A 15211-nucleotide genomic window follows, 5' to 3' on the forward strand; every position below is an offset into this window, starting at 1 on the left:
TGCCGGCCTTTGGTTTGCCGTTACAACGACTGGTAAGGCAGTAGCATCTTTCTACTGTAGTAGGCCAGAGGTCCACAGTCAGGCGGCACAGGTTATCTGCGTAACACCAGTAATGGTCGAATCAGAACCTGTTTTTGCTTCTAACAACTGCTGTTACTGCTACTATCCTGCGCAAAAACCGGGCAGGGCGAGTCGATAAAGGCCTTATCAGCCTAATCATCGGCTCGCCCTGCCCGGTAAAGCGGGATGAGGGGCTCGGGCCCGTGGGCATGCCTACTAAAACAAGCCCAGCTGGGCCTTGGGCCGTTTCAGCAACTCCCGCGCTTGGGCCACTTCTTCAGCCGTCACATCTACCGGCCCGCTCGGCTCCGCTACGGGCAGCGCTTCGGTGGCCGGCCCGCTGCCATTGGGCTTGGGCAGGGTAACCGGCCCACGGCGCTTGGCTACTTCGCGGCGCTGGGGCTCGGGGCCCTCGTCGGTGAGCAGGCTCAGGGCGTGGATTTTGTAGAAGTTGAGCTTGTTGCCCATGGCCTTCCACCCTTTCACATCGATAAAGGTGTGCAGGTGAATCTGCTCGGTTTCCTTGTCGGCCTTTTTGTCACGCTGCAGCTTCACCTCAATCTGCGGCTCGGGGTGGCAGGTGACGGCCAGCAGCTTGGAGCCTTTGCTTTCGCAGATAAAGCTGAAGCGCTTGCCAATGGTGCTGGTTTCGATGCGGAAGCGCTTCACGTAGTGCAGCTTGGTTTCACCGTCCATGTGCACCGCGCTGAGCACGGTGTCGGCCTCGAGCTTGCGCAGGAGCAGGATGTTGGGCACGTCGAAGTGAATAGCCAGGTCGGGCGGGGTCAGCTCGTAAGAGCCGTCCTTGAACACCACCAGCACGTGGTGCTCGGTGTCGAAGGTGCCCAGGTAGCGGCCGTGCCCGGCGTGGTTGAGGCGGCCCACCACCGAGTCGAAGAATACCTCGCGGCCGCCCAGGGTGGAGTCGCCCACGGCTTTCTGGGTGATTTTCTTAATGGGCTGCTTGGTTACGATGTTGCCCATGGAGCCCTTGCCCTTGATGGCCAGCTCGGCAAAGTCGAAGTCGAACTGCTTGACCCGCGCCGGGGCTTTGTCCGACAGCTGAATGCTTACAATTTCCGACTCCGAGTTGGGGTTGGCCGTCAGGTACAGGGTTTTGGTGCCCTTGGTGCCTTTGGTCAGGTCGTAGGTTTTGTCGCGGGTAATGCCCGTAACCAGGAAGCGTTTGGCGAAGCTGATGCCCGAAGCCCCGTCGAGGTATACCATGTTGTATACCAATCGGTCATCGTTCTTGTTATAAACCCCTACGTGAAGAATGTCCTTGCCCACGAAGGTCTTCTCGGCAATCTTGGTGACCGAGAACGTGCCGTCGCGCTTGATGGCGATGATGTCGTCGAGGTCGGAGCAGTCGCACACAAACTCGGCTTTCTCGTCCTTTTTCAGGCCGTAGCCCACAAAGCCGTCCTGGCGGTTCACGTACAGCTTCTGGTTGGCAATGGCCACCTTCTGGGCCGTCACCACGTCGAAGGTACGGAGCTGGGTTTTGCGCTCGCGGCCGGCGCCGTACTTCTTGAGCAGGCCCTCGAAGTAGTGGATGGCGTAGCGCGTGAGGTGGGCCAGGTGGTCGGCCACCTCGGCCAGCTCGGCTTCCAGCTTCTGCAGGTACTCGTCGGCCTTGAAGCCGTCGTATTTGGAGATGCGCTTGATGCGGATTTCCGTCAGGCGGGTCAGGTCGTCCTCGGTGATGGGGCGGCGCAGCACAATGCGGGTGTCGTTGGCCTTGGGCTTCTCCCCTTCCACGCGGGTGAACTTCTTCAGGCCCGTGCTGATGGTTTCGAGGATGTCGGGCCAGGTTTCGCACTCCTCAATCTTGCGGTAGATGCGGTTCTCGATGAAAATCTTTTCCAGCGAGGCGTTGTGCCATTTTTCCCAGAGCTCCTCCTGCCGGATTTCCAGCTCGCGCTGCAGCAGGCGCACGGTTTTCTGGGTGCTCAGGCGCAGCATGTCCTCCACGCCCACAAAGCGGGGCTTGTCGTCGATGATGACGCAGGTATTGGGCGAGATGCTGATTTCGCAGTCGGTGAAGGCGTACAGCGCGTCCATGGTGAGGTCGGGCGAGATGCCGGGCGGCAGCTGCACCTGAATTTCCACGTTGGCCGCCGTGTTGTCGACCACCTTCTTAATCTTGATTTTGTTGGCTTCCGAGGCCTTCACGATGCTTTCCATCACGGCCGTGGTGGTGGTGCCGTAGGGAATGTCGCGGATGACCAGCAGGGTTTTGTCGACCTTCTCGATGGTAGCGCGCAGGCGGATTTTAGAGCCGCGCAAGCCGCCGTTGTAGTTAGAGACGTCGCAGAGGCCGCCGGTGGGGAAGTCCGGAAACAGCTGAATGTCCTTGCCCCGCAGCACGTCGATACTGGCCTTGCACAGCTCGCGGAAGTTGTGGGGCATAATCTTGGTGCTCAAACCCACGGCAATGCCTTCGATGCCCTGGGCCAGCAGCAGCGGAAACTTTACCGGCAGGGTTACCGGCTCGCGCTTGCGGCCGTCATAGCTGAGCTGCCACTCGGTGGTGTCGGGGTTGAACACCACGTCGAGGGCAAACTTGCTCAGGCGGGCTTCGATGTAGCGGGGTGCGGCGGCGCCGTCGCCGGTGCGGATGTCGCCCCAGTTGCCCTGGGTTTCGATGAGCAGGTCTTTCTGCCCCAGGTTCACCATGGCATCGCCGATGGAGGCGTCGCCGTGGGGGTGATACTGCATGGTCTGCCCAATCACGTTGGCCACTTTGTTGAAGCGGCCGTCGTCCATCTCCTTCATGGCGTGCAGGATGCGGCGCTGCACGGGCTTGAGGCCGTCTTCAATGGCCGGCACGGCCCGCTCCAGGATTACGTAGGAGGCATAGTCCAGAAACCAGTTCTGGTACATGCCGCGCACCGTGGCCACGTCGTGAATGGTTTCGCCGGGGGCAAACTTGGGCTCTTCCTCCTCCGCTTGCTCGACCGGCAGCTCGCCGTCGGCGGCCAGGGCCTCGAGGGCAGGCAGCACGGCCTCCGGGTCGGGCTCGCCAAACAGGTTCACCGGTACCAGGGGAGCAATGTCGACCGGGTTTTCCGCATCTACCTGCAAGGCCGCGTCCACGGCCGGGTCCGGACCCGTGCCCAGGTCAAAATCAAGCGAATCGCCGGGCTGCAGGAACTCAGGGGTAGTCGAATCTGGGGTGGGAAAATCAGAAGTAGCCACGAGGGAAATAAAATAAAAATCGGCCGAGTTGCCGTCAAAAGTACCGTAGAGTGCGCGGAGCACAACGATTAAAAAGAGCCGGCGTTAGCTAAAAGTTCCCAAAATTATTAGCTTTCGCAACTTCCGGAACCCACCTCCCCTGCTCATCATTTGTGCATCACGCCCAAATTTCGATATTTTTCGCGAATAATGCAAGCTAAAATTAATAGTCTTCGCCCGCTCATTACCCCCGCACCACAAGCGCTACCGTGCAAAGCGTAGGGCTGGCTTTTATCCTATTTCTATACCAGCGGCGGCAGTTATGGGGTAGGGGCTGGCTGGCGGCCGGGCCGGAAGCCAAAAAAGCCCGCACCATAGGCGCGGGCTTTTCCGTGGAATATGCTGGCCAGTCTACCCCTGGACAGCGGGTCAAACATACACAACTTTTCTGAAAACTCTACACAAGGGATAGGATATTTGCTGGTTTAATTTCCTGGCCACTACCAGCCCGTGGTAAAAAAGTAACAGCTCCAGGCGCCGTAAATGCCCTTATCAGGTATTAATAGCCACTTTGCAGCGCTGTTGTCAGGGCCAGCAGAGTAGTACGGAATCCGGTCCGCCAAATTATGAAAATCACCTATCCGGTAGTATTCTCTTATTTAAAAATTTAAATAAGCGCCTGCAGGTGGAGTGCAGGCCGGAGTAGCGGGCAGCGGATGGGCCAAGGATAAGCCGGAGGCCGGCACTTGGGTTGCTGAGCAAAGCACAGACCGGGCTTCCGGTTTCTGTCATCGGCAGGGCCGAGGCTGACTGAAGGGGGCAGGCAGCAGGCGAACGGTACTCGGGTAAGCGGAAAGCAGAAAAGGTGAGAAAAGCCCAGGGCTTGCGTCAACGGTCAGAGTACGCCGGCTTTAAGCCGCGGAAACAACCTCCCCTCGCACGTCGTCTGGTCAGAAGCGGAGGGTAAGCAAAGATATCCTCTCCTCCCAGCCGGCTGCAATAGCATGATGATGTGATACCAGCTCCCCGGGGCGGCTGCTTTCGCACGTTCAGGTGGCAGGCAAAAACGCCAACGGAGCCGCTTGCTACTTGGGCACTAAAGCAGCTCCGGCGCCGGCACTGCTTATACCAGGCAGCCCCGGTGGTTTGGACTGCGTGGATAGGCGGGCTGCTACCAGCAGGGCCAGCAGCAAAAGCAGCTTGCCCCAGAGTGGGTAGTTGCTCTTCATGGAAACAAGGTTGAGGGTGTAATTACTTGGCTTTGCAGAGGAAGGCTAGTGAGGCGCAAAGCAAGGAGCTTTGCCTATACGGCGTTATAGCATGTTGATGTGATGCCTGCTACCGGCGGCTACGGTTAAGCCTGGCGCGGGTGCGGGCCGGAGGCGGCTGCCCGGATGACGTGCCCCGGCCCATTTTCCGGGCTGCCCGTACGCGCAGCCCGCCGAAACATGCCGTTCTGATTCGCGTTTGCCTTGTATCTGCCCGCTTTTACCACCCGCGGCTTTCTTCCTGCTATGCCCGTGACTCCCCAACCCATTCATCAAGTTCCTTTCTCCAATTCCTTTGTCGATGAGCTGCGCGGCGAGGTGGCCGTAAACCTGCAGCCCCGGCAGGTGCCCGGGTACTGCTACTCGCGGGTGGAGCCCACCCCGGTACGTGCGCCGCGTTTGCTGGCCTGGTCCGACGACCTGGCTCGCCTGCTGGGGCTGACGCGCCCGCCGGAGCAGGGCCCCGAGGCAGAGGTGCTGGCCGGCAACCTGGTAACGCCCAGCATGAAGCCCTTTGCGGCCCGCTACGGTGGCCACCAGTTTGGCAACTGGGCCGGGCAGCTGGGCGACGGCCGGGCCATCTCGCTGGGCGAAGTGAGCGCAGCCGATGGGCAGAGCTGGGAAATCCAGCTCAAGGGGGCCGGCCCCACCCCCTACTCGCGCCGGGCCGATGGGCGGGCCGTGCTGCGCTCGTCGCTGCGGGAGTTTCTCTGCAGCGAGGCCATGCACTACCTGGGCGTGCCCACCACCCGGGCCCTGAGTCTGGTCAGCACCGGCGATACGGTGGTGCGCGACATGTTTTACAACGGCAACCCCCAGCCCGAGCCCGGCGCCGTTGTGGCCCGGGTAGCGCCCACTTTTATCCGCTTCGGCAACTTCCAGATGATGACGGCGGCTGGAGAAATCGACAACCTCAGGGACCTGGCCGACTACGTTATCCGCCACCACTACCCCGAGCTGGGCGCACCCTCCCCGGCCGTGTACGTGCAGTGGTTTACGGAAGTGTGCCGCCGCACCGCCGTCATGATTGCGCACTGGATGGCGGTGGGCTTTGTACACGGGGTGATGAACACCGACAACATGTCTATTCTGGGTTTGACCATCGACTACGGGCCTTATGGCTGGCTGGAACCCTACGACCCGGGCTGGACGCCCAACACCACCGACTTCGGGCAGCACCGCTACGCCTTTGGGCAGCAGCCCCGGGTGGCCATCTGGAACCTGATGCAGCTGGGCCGCGCCCTGGCCCCGCTGGTGACGGAAGTAACCGAGCTCAACCAGGGCCTGGAGCAGTACGCCGCCACGCTCAACGCTACGCAAGCCGACATGATGCGCCGCAAGCTCGGGCTGAGCGCGCGGGAAGGCCAGGACGATGCGGCCTTGTTGGAAGCCTTGCACCCGGCCCTGGCCGCGGCAGAAGTGGACATGACGCAGTTTTTCCGGACGCTTTCCCATACGGCACCGGCCCTGCTGGCAAGCGGAGGCGAGCCCGAGGCCGCGTTTCAGGAGCTGGTAACGAAAACCACCTACGCCCCGTCGGCGGCCGACGCCCATAAGCCCCTGCTGGGCTGGCTGCCGCAGTATCTGGAGCGCCTGCGCCTGGAGCCGCGCAGCCCGGAAGACATTCGTGAAGGCATGCTGGCGGCCAACCCTAAGTATGTACTGCGCAACTACCTCGCGCAAACCGCGATTCAGGCGGCAGAAGCGGGCGACCTGAGCTACCTGCACCGGCTGATGGAAGTGCTGAAGACTCCCTATGCCGAGCAGCCGGAGCACGAGGAGCTGGCTGCTATGCGCCCCGACTGGGCCTGGAATATGCCGGGCTGCGCCACGCTTTCCTGCAGCTCCTGAGGCAGTTGAATTCCCTTTAAAGCAGAAAGCCCCGTGGGGCGGTGCTCCCATTGGGTAGCATCGCCCCACGGGGCTTCCGCATTTGCGGGCCGACCAGCTAGCAGATTTTATATAGCCCGGAGACGATAGAACGGGCATGGCGCGGGCGAAGTGGTGCTCCCCACCTTGTTTCAGCGCCATCTAGAAAATCATGCGCACGCCCGCTAAGGCTTCCCTGCGCCGACAGGGCAGACTTGCAATTGCCGCCAGGGCAGGAAAAAGACGGTAATGCGGCTGAAGTGGCAGTCAGGCCATGGAAATAAAAAAATAAGGGTTTCCCTAAATCCGTACAGTGAAAGGCTGTCGTACCCCTAGTGTATACTGTTCAGAAATCCCGGTATTTCAGCGGGTTTTGGGTCAGCATTGGTTGCCCAATCTATTTTTTCACCCTTTTCATTTGTCGTTTTCCCTATGAAAAATGTTACCCGCAAACCCATGCGCTGGTTAATCGGGGCCGGTACGGTTGCGGCGCTCTCCGTCTGGAGCGCCGCCCGCTACACCCCTCTGGAAGCCAGCAGCCACCGCGAAGCGCCGCTGATTGCCGACGACCCGCTGGCTGACAACACCGACCTGTATGCCTTCGTGGCGCCCAACGACCCCAACCGGGTGGTGCTCATTGCCAATTATATTCCGATGCAGTTGCCGCAGGGCGGGCCGAACTACTACACATTCGGGGAAAACATCCGGTATGAGGTACATGTAAAAAATAACAGCGCCACCTCCGGCGACGACCTCACCTACCGCTTCACCTTCACCCGCACCAACGAAGACCCCAGCACTTTCTTTAATATCCGCCTGGGTCAGGAAAACATTAAAGCCCGCTACACCTGCGAGAAAAGCGTAGCCGGTGGGCCTTTCACGGCCATTGTTACCAATGGCGTGGTGCCCCCTTACCACATCGGCCCGCGCTCTATTGAGGGCGCCGCCGGCCTGAATGCGCCGTCTTACACCAACCTGCGCCAGAGCGCGGTAACCAACGCCGGCGGCGGGGGCGGCGAGCAGATATTCTGCGGCCCTTCCGACGACCCCTTCTTCGTGGACTTGGGCGCGGCCTTCGACCTGGCCGGCTTCCGCGTAAACCAGGGCCACCGCGACGGGCTGAGCAAGTACAACGTGCACAGCATCGCGCTGAGTATTCCGATTGCGACGCTGCAGAAAAACGGGCAGCCGGTGTCGGCCGCCACTAACATTCTCGACCCCAACTACGTGATTGGGGTTTGGGCCTCGGCCAGCCGCCCCAGCATGCGCACCTTAAGCGCCACCGGGGGGGCCACTGGCGTAAACACTACCTACGTGCAGGTGTCGCGCCTGGGCATGCCGCTCACCAACGAGGTGATTAACCCCATTGGCGGCAAGGATGCCTGGAACCGTGCCACTCCTTATGCGGAGGCCGCCATCACCGACGACTACCTCTCTAACCCGGAGCTGGGCCTGTACATGGCCGATAACAACCCCGTGCCGCCTGCCGCCCCCAAGCCAGCCGGGGCCACTTACTTCGGCGAGGCCGTGCCGGCCCTGGCCGCCCTGCGCATCCAAACCAAGTCGCTGGCCGGGCAGCCCGGCCTGCCCGCCTCCGGCTTCGACTTCCGCAACCAGGCCGACGGCCTGGCCGGCCTGGCCAACAGCCCGGCCGTGGCCGGTACCGCCCTGGCACCCGGCGCCTTTGGCCCCTACCTGCTGGTGCCCGGCAAGCCCCGCTCGGTCGACATCAAGCCCATTTTCCATACCGGCGTGCCCAACCTGCGCCCTTACCAGCTGGCCACCGGCAAAAACGGCAACCCCCTGGCGGCCGGCAAGCCTTTCGTAAACAACTTCCTGCCCCTGAACGGCTCTAACCCGGGCGGCGACATGCTGCGCCTGAACATGGCCGTGCCGGCCACCCCGCGCAACTCGCCCGACTTCAGCAACCAGGGACTGCTGGCCGCGGCCGTGCTCGGCCTCACCGACCCGCGCTTTAATGCTTCGACCGCTATTCAGCCCATTCCCAACATGGACGGCTTCCCCAACGGCCGCCGCCTGGAGGACGACGTGGTAAAAATTGAGCTGCAGGCCGTGAGTGGCGCCGCCCTCGCCGCTATCGGCCTGTGGTACGACGACTACACGCCCAGCAGCACCTCGCCGGTGACGCCTCGCCTGCGGCGCGTGCTCAGCTTTGCCACCGGTGTGGAGAAAAACGACACCACGTTCCGGGCCGGCTTCCCTTATGTGCAGACGCCCTGGGAAGGCTTTTCCGTGCGCCGCTAACTCCTCTCCTCATCTTTAGAATCGTCCGAAGACCATGACAAACCAACGTTTACGCACCTATTTTATGCTGCCCGCCGTGGCAGCGGCGGCGGTTGGCCTCTCGATGTGGAGCCAGGTACGCCACACGCCCCTGGAGGCCTCCTCGCACCGCGAGGCCCCGCTTATCGCCCAGGACCCGCTGGCCGACAACACCGACCTCTACGCCTTCCGCGACCCGAGCGACGCCAGCCGCGTGGTCATCATCGCCAACTACATTCCATTTGAGCTGCCACAGGGCGGGCCGAACTACTACACCTTTGGCGAAAACGTGCGCTATGAGGTGCACGTGAAAAACGACGGCAGCACCAACGTCGACGACCTCACCTATCGCTTCACCTTTACCCGCACCAACGAAGACCCGACCACCTTTTTCAACATCCGCCTGGGAGCCCAAAACCTGAAAACCAGCTACATCTGTGAGAAGCTGGTGGACGGAATCAGCGTCGGCAACATTGTAGCGGCCGGCGTGGTGCCGCCCAACAACATCGGCCCGCGCTCCATTGAGGGCGCCGCCGGCCTGAACGCCCCCAACTACGAGTCGCTGCGCACCAACGCCATTGCCAACGCCTCCGGCGGCGGGGGCGAGCGCATACTATGCGCCCCGTCCGACGACCCTTTCTTTGCCGACCTGGGCGCCATCTTCGACCTGGCGGGCCTGCGGCCCAACAATGCCACCGATGGCCTGGGGCGTAAAAACACGCACTCCATCGCGCTGAGCATTCCGATTCAGACGCTGCAGAAGAACAACCAGCCCGTATCGGCCGCGGCCAACATCCTGGACCCGAACTATGTGATTGGCGTGTGGGCTTCGGCCAGCCGCCCGCAGCTGCGCACCTTCAGCGCGGCTAGCGGCGAAGGTGCCAGCGGCAGCTGGGTACAGGTGTCGCGCCTGGGCATGCCGCTCACCAACGAGGTAATCAACCCCCTGGGCAGCAAGGACGCCTGGAACGCCGCTACTCCTTATAACGAGGCGGCCATCACCGACGACTACCTCTCCAACCCGGAGCTGGGCCTTTACACGGCCGACAACAACCCCGTAGCTCCGGCCGCGCCCAAAACGGCGGGCCAGACCTTCTTCGGGGAAGCAGTGCCGGCGCTGAACGCGCTGCGCATGCAAACCAAGTCGCTGTACGGGCAGCCGGGCATTCCGGCCGCGGGCTTCGACTTCCGCAACCAGGCCGACGGCCTGCAGGTGCTGGAAGGCAGCCCGCTGGTAACCGGCACGGCCTTCGACCCCACCCTGTTTGGCCCCTACCTGCTGGTGGCCGACAAGCCCCGCTCGGCCGACATCAAGCCCATTTTCCATACCGGCGTGCCCAACCTGGCGCCTTACCAGCTGGCCACCGGCAAAACCCCGCTCTCGGCCGGCAACGCAGCCGTGAACCCGCTCTCGCAGGGCAAGCCGTTCATCAACAACTTCCTGCCCCTGACGGCCCCCGGCCGCAGCAACCCCGGCGGTGATATGCTGCGCCTGAACATGGCCGTGCCCACCACGCCGCGTAACTCGCCTGATTTCAGCAACCAGGGCCTGCTGCAGGCCGCCGTGCTGGGCCTTACGGACTCGCGCTTCAACACCAACACCAACCTGGAGTTCATTCCCAACATGGACGGCTTCCCCAACGGCCGCCGCCTGGAAGACGCCGTGGACCAGATTGAGCTGAAGGCAGTGGGTGGCCTGGTGCTGGCCGCCGTGGGTTTGCCCTTCGACGACTTCGCGCCGGGCAGCAGCTCGCTTATTACGCCCAAGCTGCTGGCCGAGCTAACGTTCACCACCGGCGTGGAGCGCAACGACACCACGTTCCGCACTTCCTTCCCCTACGTACAGACGCCCTGGCGCGGCACCGGCCCGGCCGGCGGCCCCACCAACGTACTTACCATTCGCGACCTGGTGGTGAGCACCAACATGCCCGTAGATGCCGGCACCTACAACAACATCACCATCACCGGCACCGGCATCGCGTCGTTTAACGGGCCTATCCAAGTGAACGGCACGCTGACCGTGCAAACCGGCGGGGTGCTGAACACCCGTGGCGTGCTGGCCACCAACTGCCTGCCCATCACCGGCCCCGGCAGCTTCGTGCTGCAGCCCGGCGCTACCCTGCGCGTGTGCAACTCCGACGGCATTGCAGCTACCGGCGCTACGGGCGCGGTGCAGCTGACCGGCTCGCGCACCTTCTCGGCCGATGCTATTTTTGAGTACAACGGCCTCGAAGCCCAAACCAGCGGCACCGGCCTTCCCGCCCAGGTGCGCAGCCTCACCGTGAACAACGGGGGCGGCCTCACCCTCAACAACGGCGGCGTGACGGTAGCCCAAACCCTGGCTTTGACCAGCGGCAACCTGATTACCAGCGCCAGCCAGCTGCTCACCCTGCGCTCGACGCCGACCATGGGCACGGCCCTGGTGGTGAACACCGACGGCGTGGTAAGCGGCCCGGCCGTGATGCAGCGCGCCATCGACCCGAGCATCAATGCCGGGCCGGGCTACCGCCACTACAGCTCGCCGGTGCAAAGCACCACCTTCAGCGACCTGGCCGCGCCGGGCTTCAGCCCGATTTTCAACCAGGCCTACAACACGTCGCCCACGCCCACGCTGGTGACGCCCTTCCCCAACGTGTTTGGCTACGATGAGGCCCGCATTGCCAGCAGCGTGGCCACCGGTCAGTCTGACTTTGACAAAGGCTTCTTTGTGCCCGCCGCCACCGACGTGATGGGTGTGCTGAGCGGCTACACCGTGAACATCAACGCCAGCGCGGTGGTCGACCTACGGGGCAGCCTCAACACCGGACCGCTGAGCCGCACCAACCTGAGCCGTGGCAGCAGCCCCGAAGCCGGCTGGCAGTTCCTGGGCAACCCCTACCCCTCGCCCATCGATTTCAGCCAGACCAGCGGCGTGACGCGCACCAACCTCGACGACGCGGTGTACGTGTATCAGAGCACGGGCCAGTACGTGGGCCAGTACCGCAGCTACGTTAATGGCGTGGGCAACCCGCTGGTAGCGGCCATGCAGGGCTTCTTCATGCGGGTAAGCGCGGGGCAGAGCACCGGCAGCCTGGCCCTGAACAACGCCGTTCGGGTGACCACCTTCTCGGCCCAGCCCAGCTTCAACCGCAGCACGGCCGATACCCGCCCCCTAGTGCAGCTGCACCTGCGAGGCAGCGGCTCGGTGCTGGCCGACGAAGCCTTCGTGTACTTTGAGCAGGGCGCCTCGTCGGCTTTTGACACGCGCTACGATGCCTTCAAGCTGCCCAACACCTCGGGCCTGAGCCTGGGCAGCATCATGGGCGGCCACGAGCTGTCGGTAAATGGCCTGGCCCCACTCAGCGGCTCGGCCACCGTGCCCCTGAACGTGCGCGTACCGGCCCCGGGCAGCTACACCCTGAACGCGGCCAACCTGCTCAACTTCGGGCCGGGCACCCAGGTGTTCCTGCTCGACACCCAGACCGGGGCACGCGTCAACCTGGGCCAGCAGCCCAGCTACACCTTCCGGGCGAACAGCACCGCGCTGCCGGGCCGCTTCAGCCTGTACTTCGGCCTGGCCGGCCCCCTGGCCAACCATGCCAGCAGCCTCGCCGAGCAGGTACAGATTTTCCCCAACCCAGCCAAGGGCAGCTTCACGCTGCTGCTGCCCACCGAGCTTGGCCGCACGCCGGTAACGGTGAAAATGATAAACCAGCTCGGGCAGCAGGTATCAGTGCGCAGCGTAGCCATGACGGCGGCAGGGGCTTCGGCCCAGTTCGACGTGACGGGCCTGGCCCCTGGTGTGTACTCGCTGATACTCAAATCGGACAAGACCCAGGTGACCAAGCGCCTGGTGGTAGAAAACTAATACTGCTACCCTTCCGGCCGCTGTGCCGGCCGGAAGGGCATGCGGCGTTAGTTGTCGTTAATTTTCATGCTCATCTCCTTTCTTTTATGAAAAAACACAGCATTCTAAGCGCCCTGCTGGGCTCGGCAACCTGCCTGCTACTGCTCAGTACCGCCGCCATGGCCCAGCCCGGCGGGGGCGGCCCCACGCCCGGTGGCGGCAACAACAACCCCACGCCCGTTCCCATTGATGGCGGGGCTTCCCTGCTGCTGGCCGCCGGCGCGGCCTACGGGCTCAAGCGCCTGCGTGCCCGCCGTGCCCGCGCCTAAGTACGCTGGCCCGGGCGCTTGGCTTCGGCCCAGAAAAGGCTTCTTCCGGTTAGGTAAAAAGGCTCCGACCTGCTGGTCGGAGCCTTTTTATTTTCTGGCAGGGCGGGTGTCCATATCCCGAACAAAACAGGCTGTCAGCGGAATTGGGCGGGCGCAATCGGGGAATTCACCCCAGCAAATGGCCATCAAGGACTTTGTTAATTATCAAAGATTTGTAGACGATTCCTTTTAGGTGAGCGTATGCCAGTAATACCCTGCCCGGTTTGCAGACTCAAGCCGGGCAGGGTATACCGTTATTTTCTATTCACTTTTCCCTTTTCAATCATGAAGACAGCTACCCATTCCTTCCGAACATTGCTGCTTGCTGCCAGCATCGGCCTGCTGCCGATGCTGACGCTGGCCCAGAACCTTACCGTGAGCAGCAGCCAAAGTATACCCGGTGGCACTTACAACAACGTGACCATAACCGGCACGGGCATATTGGGTCTCACCGGCACGCTCACCGTCAATGGCACGCTGCTTATTGAAACGGGCGGGCAGCTAAGCCCCAACTGCAACATGGTGCAAGGCGCCGGCAACTTCATTCAGGAGGCCAATGCCACACTGGACATCTGCGACCAGGACGGTATTTCGGCAAACGGCAACTCGGGCGCCATCCGGATGATGGGTACCCTGCAGTATTCGCCGGACGGCAACTTTATTTACAACGGCACCATGCCGGGCCAGATTACCGGCACTGGTCTGCCGGCGACGGTGCGCACCCTGGAAAACCGCAACAACGATACTGACCCATCCACCATTGACCTGGTTTTGAGCAGTAACGTAGGCATTCGGCAGCTGTTGAAGTCGACTGGAGGCCGCATGAGCGTGGCGGGCCGCCAGGTGCGGCTGCTAAGCGACCTGAACGGAACTGCTATGATTAGCAACCTCAACGGTGGCCAGGTGGTGGGCCCCGTAACGGTGGAGCGCTTCATTCGCCCCAATCTCAACGCCAGCGTGGGCTACCGCCACTACTCCTCCCCGGTGGAAGGCCAAACCGTTTCCAACCTGGCAACGGCGGGCTTCACGCCGGTGTTTAACCTGGCGTACAATGCCTCGCCCACCCCGGAAACCGTGCGGCCCTTCCCTACGGTGTACGACTTCGACCAGGCTTTTGTGGGCTCAAAGCCCGCCAGCAGCATGCCCGACTTCGACCAGGGCTACCGGGCCGTGGCGCCGACTGCGCCCATGACGGCGGGCAAGGGCTTTACGGTGCACATCGATGCCAATGCCAAGGTGGAGCTTACCGGTGAGCCCCGCAACGGCACTTACACCGTAACAGGCCTGATGCGCGGCAGCCACCCCGATGGCGGCTGGCAGTTTCTGGGCAACCCCTACCCCAGCCCCCTGAACTGGGCCGTGCTGGTGGCTCAGCCCAACTCGCTGGTGAACGTGGGCGAAGCCCTGTATGTGTATGAAAGCACGGGCCCCTACGTGGGCAACTATCGCAGCTACATCAACGGCATTGGCCGGTCGGTGGTGGCCCTGGCCCAGGGCTTTTTCGTGCGCAGCACCGCCGACAACGGCTCGGTAACCTTCACCAATGCGGCCCGCACCGAAATATTCGACCCGGCCGACGGCATTTTCCGCCGCGACGCCCCCGAAACCCGGCCCCTGCTGCGCCTTACCTTGGCCAACGCCGCCAACACCCTCGCCGACGACGCGGTGCTCTACGCCCAGGCAGGCGCCACCCCAGCCTTCGATGCACACTTCGACGCGACCAAGTTTACCAACCCCAGCGGACTGAACCTGGCGGCCCGGCTGGGCAGCGAGCAGTACAGCATCAAGGCCCTGCCAGCTTTTGCTGGCCCGGCGGTACAGCTCATCCCCCTGAATGTGGCGCTGCCAGCTGCTGGCAGCTACGTGCTGCGCGTGGCCGAACTGCTCAATCTGCCCACCGGCCTCAGCGCTTATCTGCTCGATGCCCAGCTGGGCACCCGCACCGCCCTCAGCGCTTCGAGCAGCTATGCCTTCAGCAGCCGCACCACTTCCGCCAACGGACGCTTTTCGCTGGAGCTGCAGCCGGCCGGCGTGGCCCTGGCCAATGCCTCGGCCCGGCAGGCCGCCCTGGTACAGCTTTATCCCAACCCCGCCAGCGGCTCGTTTCACCTCACCATGCCCGGCAACAAGGCCGTGGGCACGGTATTCCTGACCAACGCCCTGGGCCAGCAGGTGCTTAGCCGCAGCTTTGCTACCGCCGAGGCCGATGTGGACGTTAGCAGCCTGCGCGCCGGCATCTATCAGGTACACCTTGTGCTGGACGGCAGCCGCGTGGTGCGCCGCCTGGAAGTGCAGTAAAACCTGCCTTCGTTCTTCCCAAAAGCAAAAGCTCCGGCCCGTTGGGCCGGAGCTTTTGC

At 62.7% G+C, this 15211-nt stretch carries 7 protein-coding genes; 5 read left to right on the forward strand and 2 right to left on the reverse strand.

Annotated features, from left to right (window positions below):
- Positions 1-276: 276 nt before the first annotated feature.
- Complete coding sequence (locus ABD919_RS17295; RefSeq protein WP_425556419.1) at positions 277-3027, reverse strand: DNA gyrase/topoisomerase IV subunit A; 2751 nt, start codon at positions 3025-3027, stop codon at positions 277-279.
- Positions 3028-4325: 1298 nt separating this feature from the next.
- On the reverse strand, positions 4326-4469 hold the full coding sequence (locus ABD919_RS17300) for a hypothetical protein (protein ID WP_345237300.1): 144 nt from the start codon (positions 4467-4469) through the stop codon (positions 4326-4328).
- Positions 4470-4754: 285 nt separating this feature from the next.
- On the opposite strand from ABD919_RS17300, the gene ABD919_RS17305 reads away from it, so the two are divergent.
- The 5 genes from ABD919_RS17305 (at position 4755) to ABD919_RS17325 (ending at position 15152) form a co-directional block, all read left to right on the forward strand.
- Complete coding sequence (locus ABD919_RS17305; RefSeq protein ID WP_345237301.1) at positions 4755-6359, forward strand: protein adenylyltransferase SelO; 1605 nt, start codon at positions 4755-4757, stop codon at positions 6357-6359.
- A 450-nt stretch (positions 6360-6809) separates the two neighbouring features.
- Positions 6810-8642 carry a DUF4331 domain-containing protein gene (locus tag ABD919_RS17310; protein WP_345237302.1) on the forward strand — a complete coding sequence of 611 codons (1833 nt, stop codon included), beginning with the start codon at positions 6810-6812 and terminating at the stop codon, positions 8640-8642.
- A gap of 34 nt (positions 8643-8676) precedes the next feature.
- Positions 8677-12507 carry a T9SS type A sorting domain-containing protein gene (locus ABD919_RS17315; protein WP_345237303.1) on the forward strand — a complete coding sequence of 1277 codons (3831 nt, stop codon included), beginning with the start codon at positions 8677-8679 and terminating at the stop codon, positions 12505-12507.
- Between the two features lie 86 nt (positions 12508-12593).
- Positions 12594-12815: a PID-CTERM protein-sorting domain-containing protein gene (locus ABD919_RS17320; RefSeq protein WP_345237304.1), complete on the forward strand. Its 222-nt coding sequence runs from the start codon at positions 12594-12596 to the stop codon at positions 12813-12815.
- Positions 12816-13139: 324 nt separating this feature from the next.
- Positions 13140-15152: a T9SS type A sorting domain-containing protein gene (locus ABD919_RS17325; protein ID WP_345237305.1), complete on the forward strand. Its 2013-nt coding sequence runs from the start codon at positions 13140-13142 to the stop codon at positions 15150-15152.
- Positions 15153-15211: the final 59 nt, after the last annotated feature.

It is taken from the genome of Hymenobacter saemangeumensis (assembly GCF_039541835.1).
Lineage (GTDB): Bacteria > Bacteroidota > Bacteroidia > Cytophagales > Hymenobacteraceae > Hymenobacter > Hymenobacter saemangeumensis.

Coding starts and splice junctions, on each gene's coding strand:
- ABD919_RS17300 (WP_345237300.1), bottom strand. CDS start 4,469: ATGAAGAGCAACTACCCACTCTGGGGCAAGCTGCTTTTGCTGCTGGCC.
- ABD919_RS17305 (WP_345237301.1), top strand. CDS start 4,755: ATGCCCGTGACTCCCCAACCCATTCATCAAGTTCCTTTCTCCAATTCC.
- ABD919_RS17310 (WP_345237302.1), top strand. CDS start 6,810: ATGAAAAATGTTACCCGCAAACCCATGCGCTGGTTAATCGGGGCCGGT.
- ABD919_RS17315 (WP_345237303.1), top strand. CDS start 8,677: ATGACAAACCAACGTTTACGCACCTATTTTATGCTGCCCGCCGTGGCA.
- ABD919_RS17320 (WP_345237304.1), top strand. CDS start 12,594: ATGAAAAAACACAGCATTCTAAGCGCCCTGCTGGGCTCGGCAACCTGC.
- ABD919_RS17325 (WP_345237305.1), top strand. CDS start 13,140: ATGAAGACAGCTACCCATTCCTTCCGAACATTGCTGCTTGCTGCCAGC.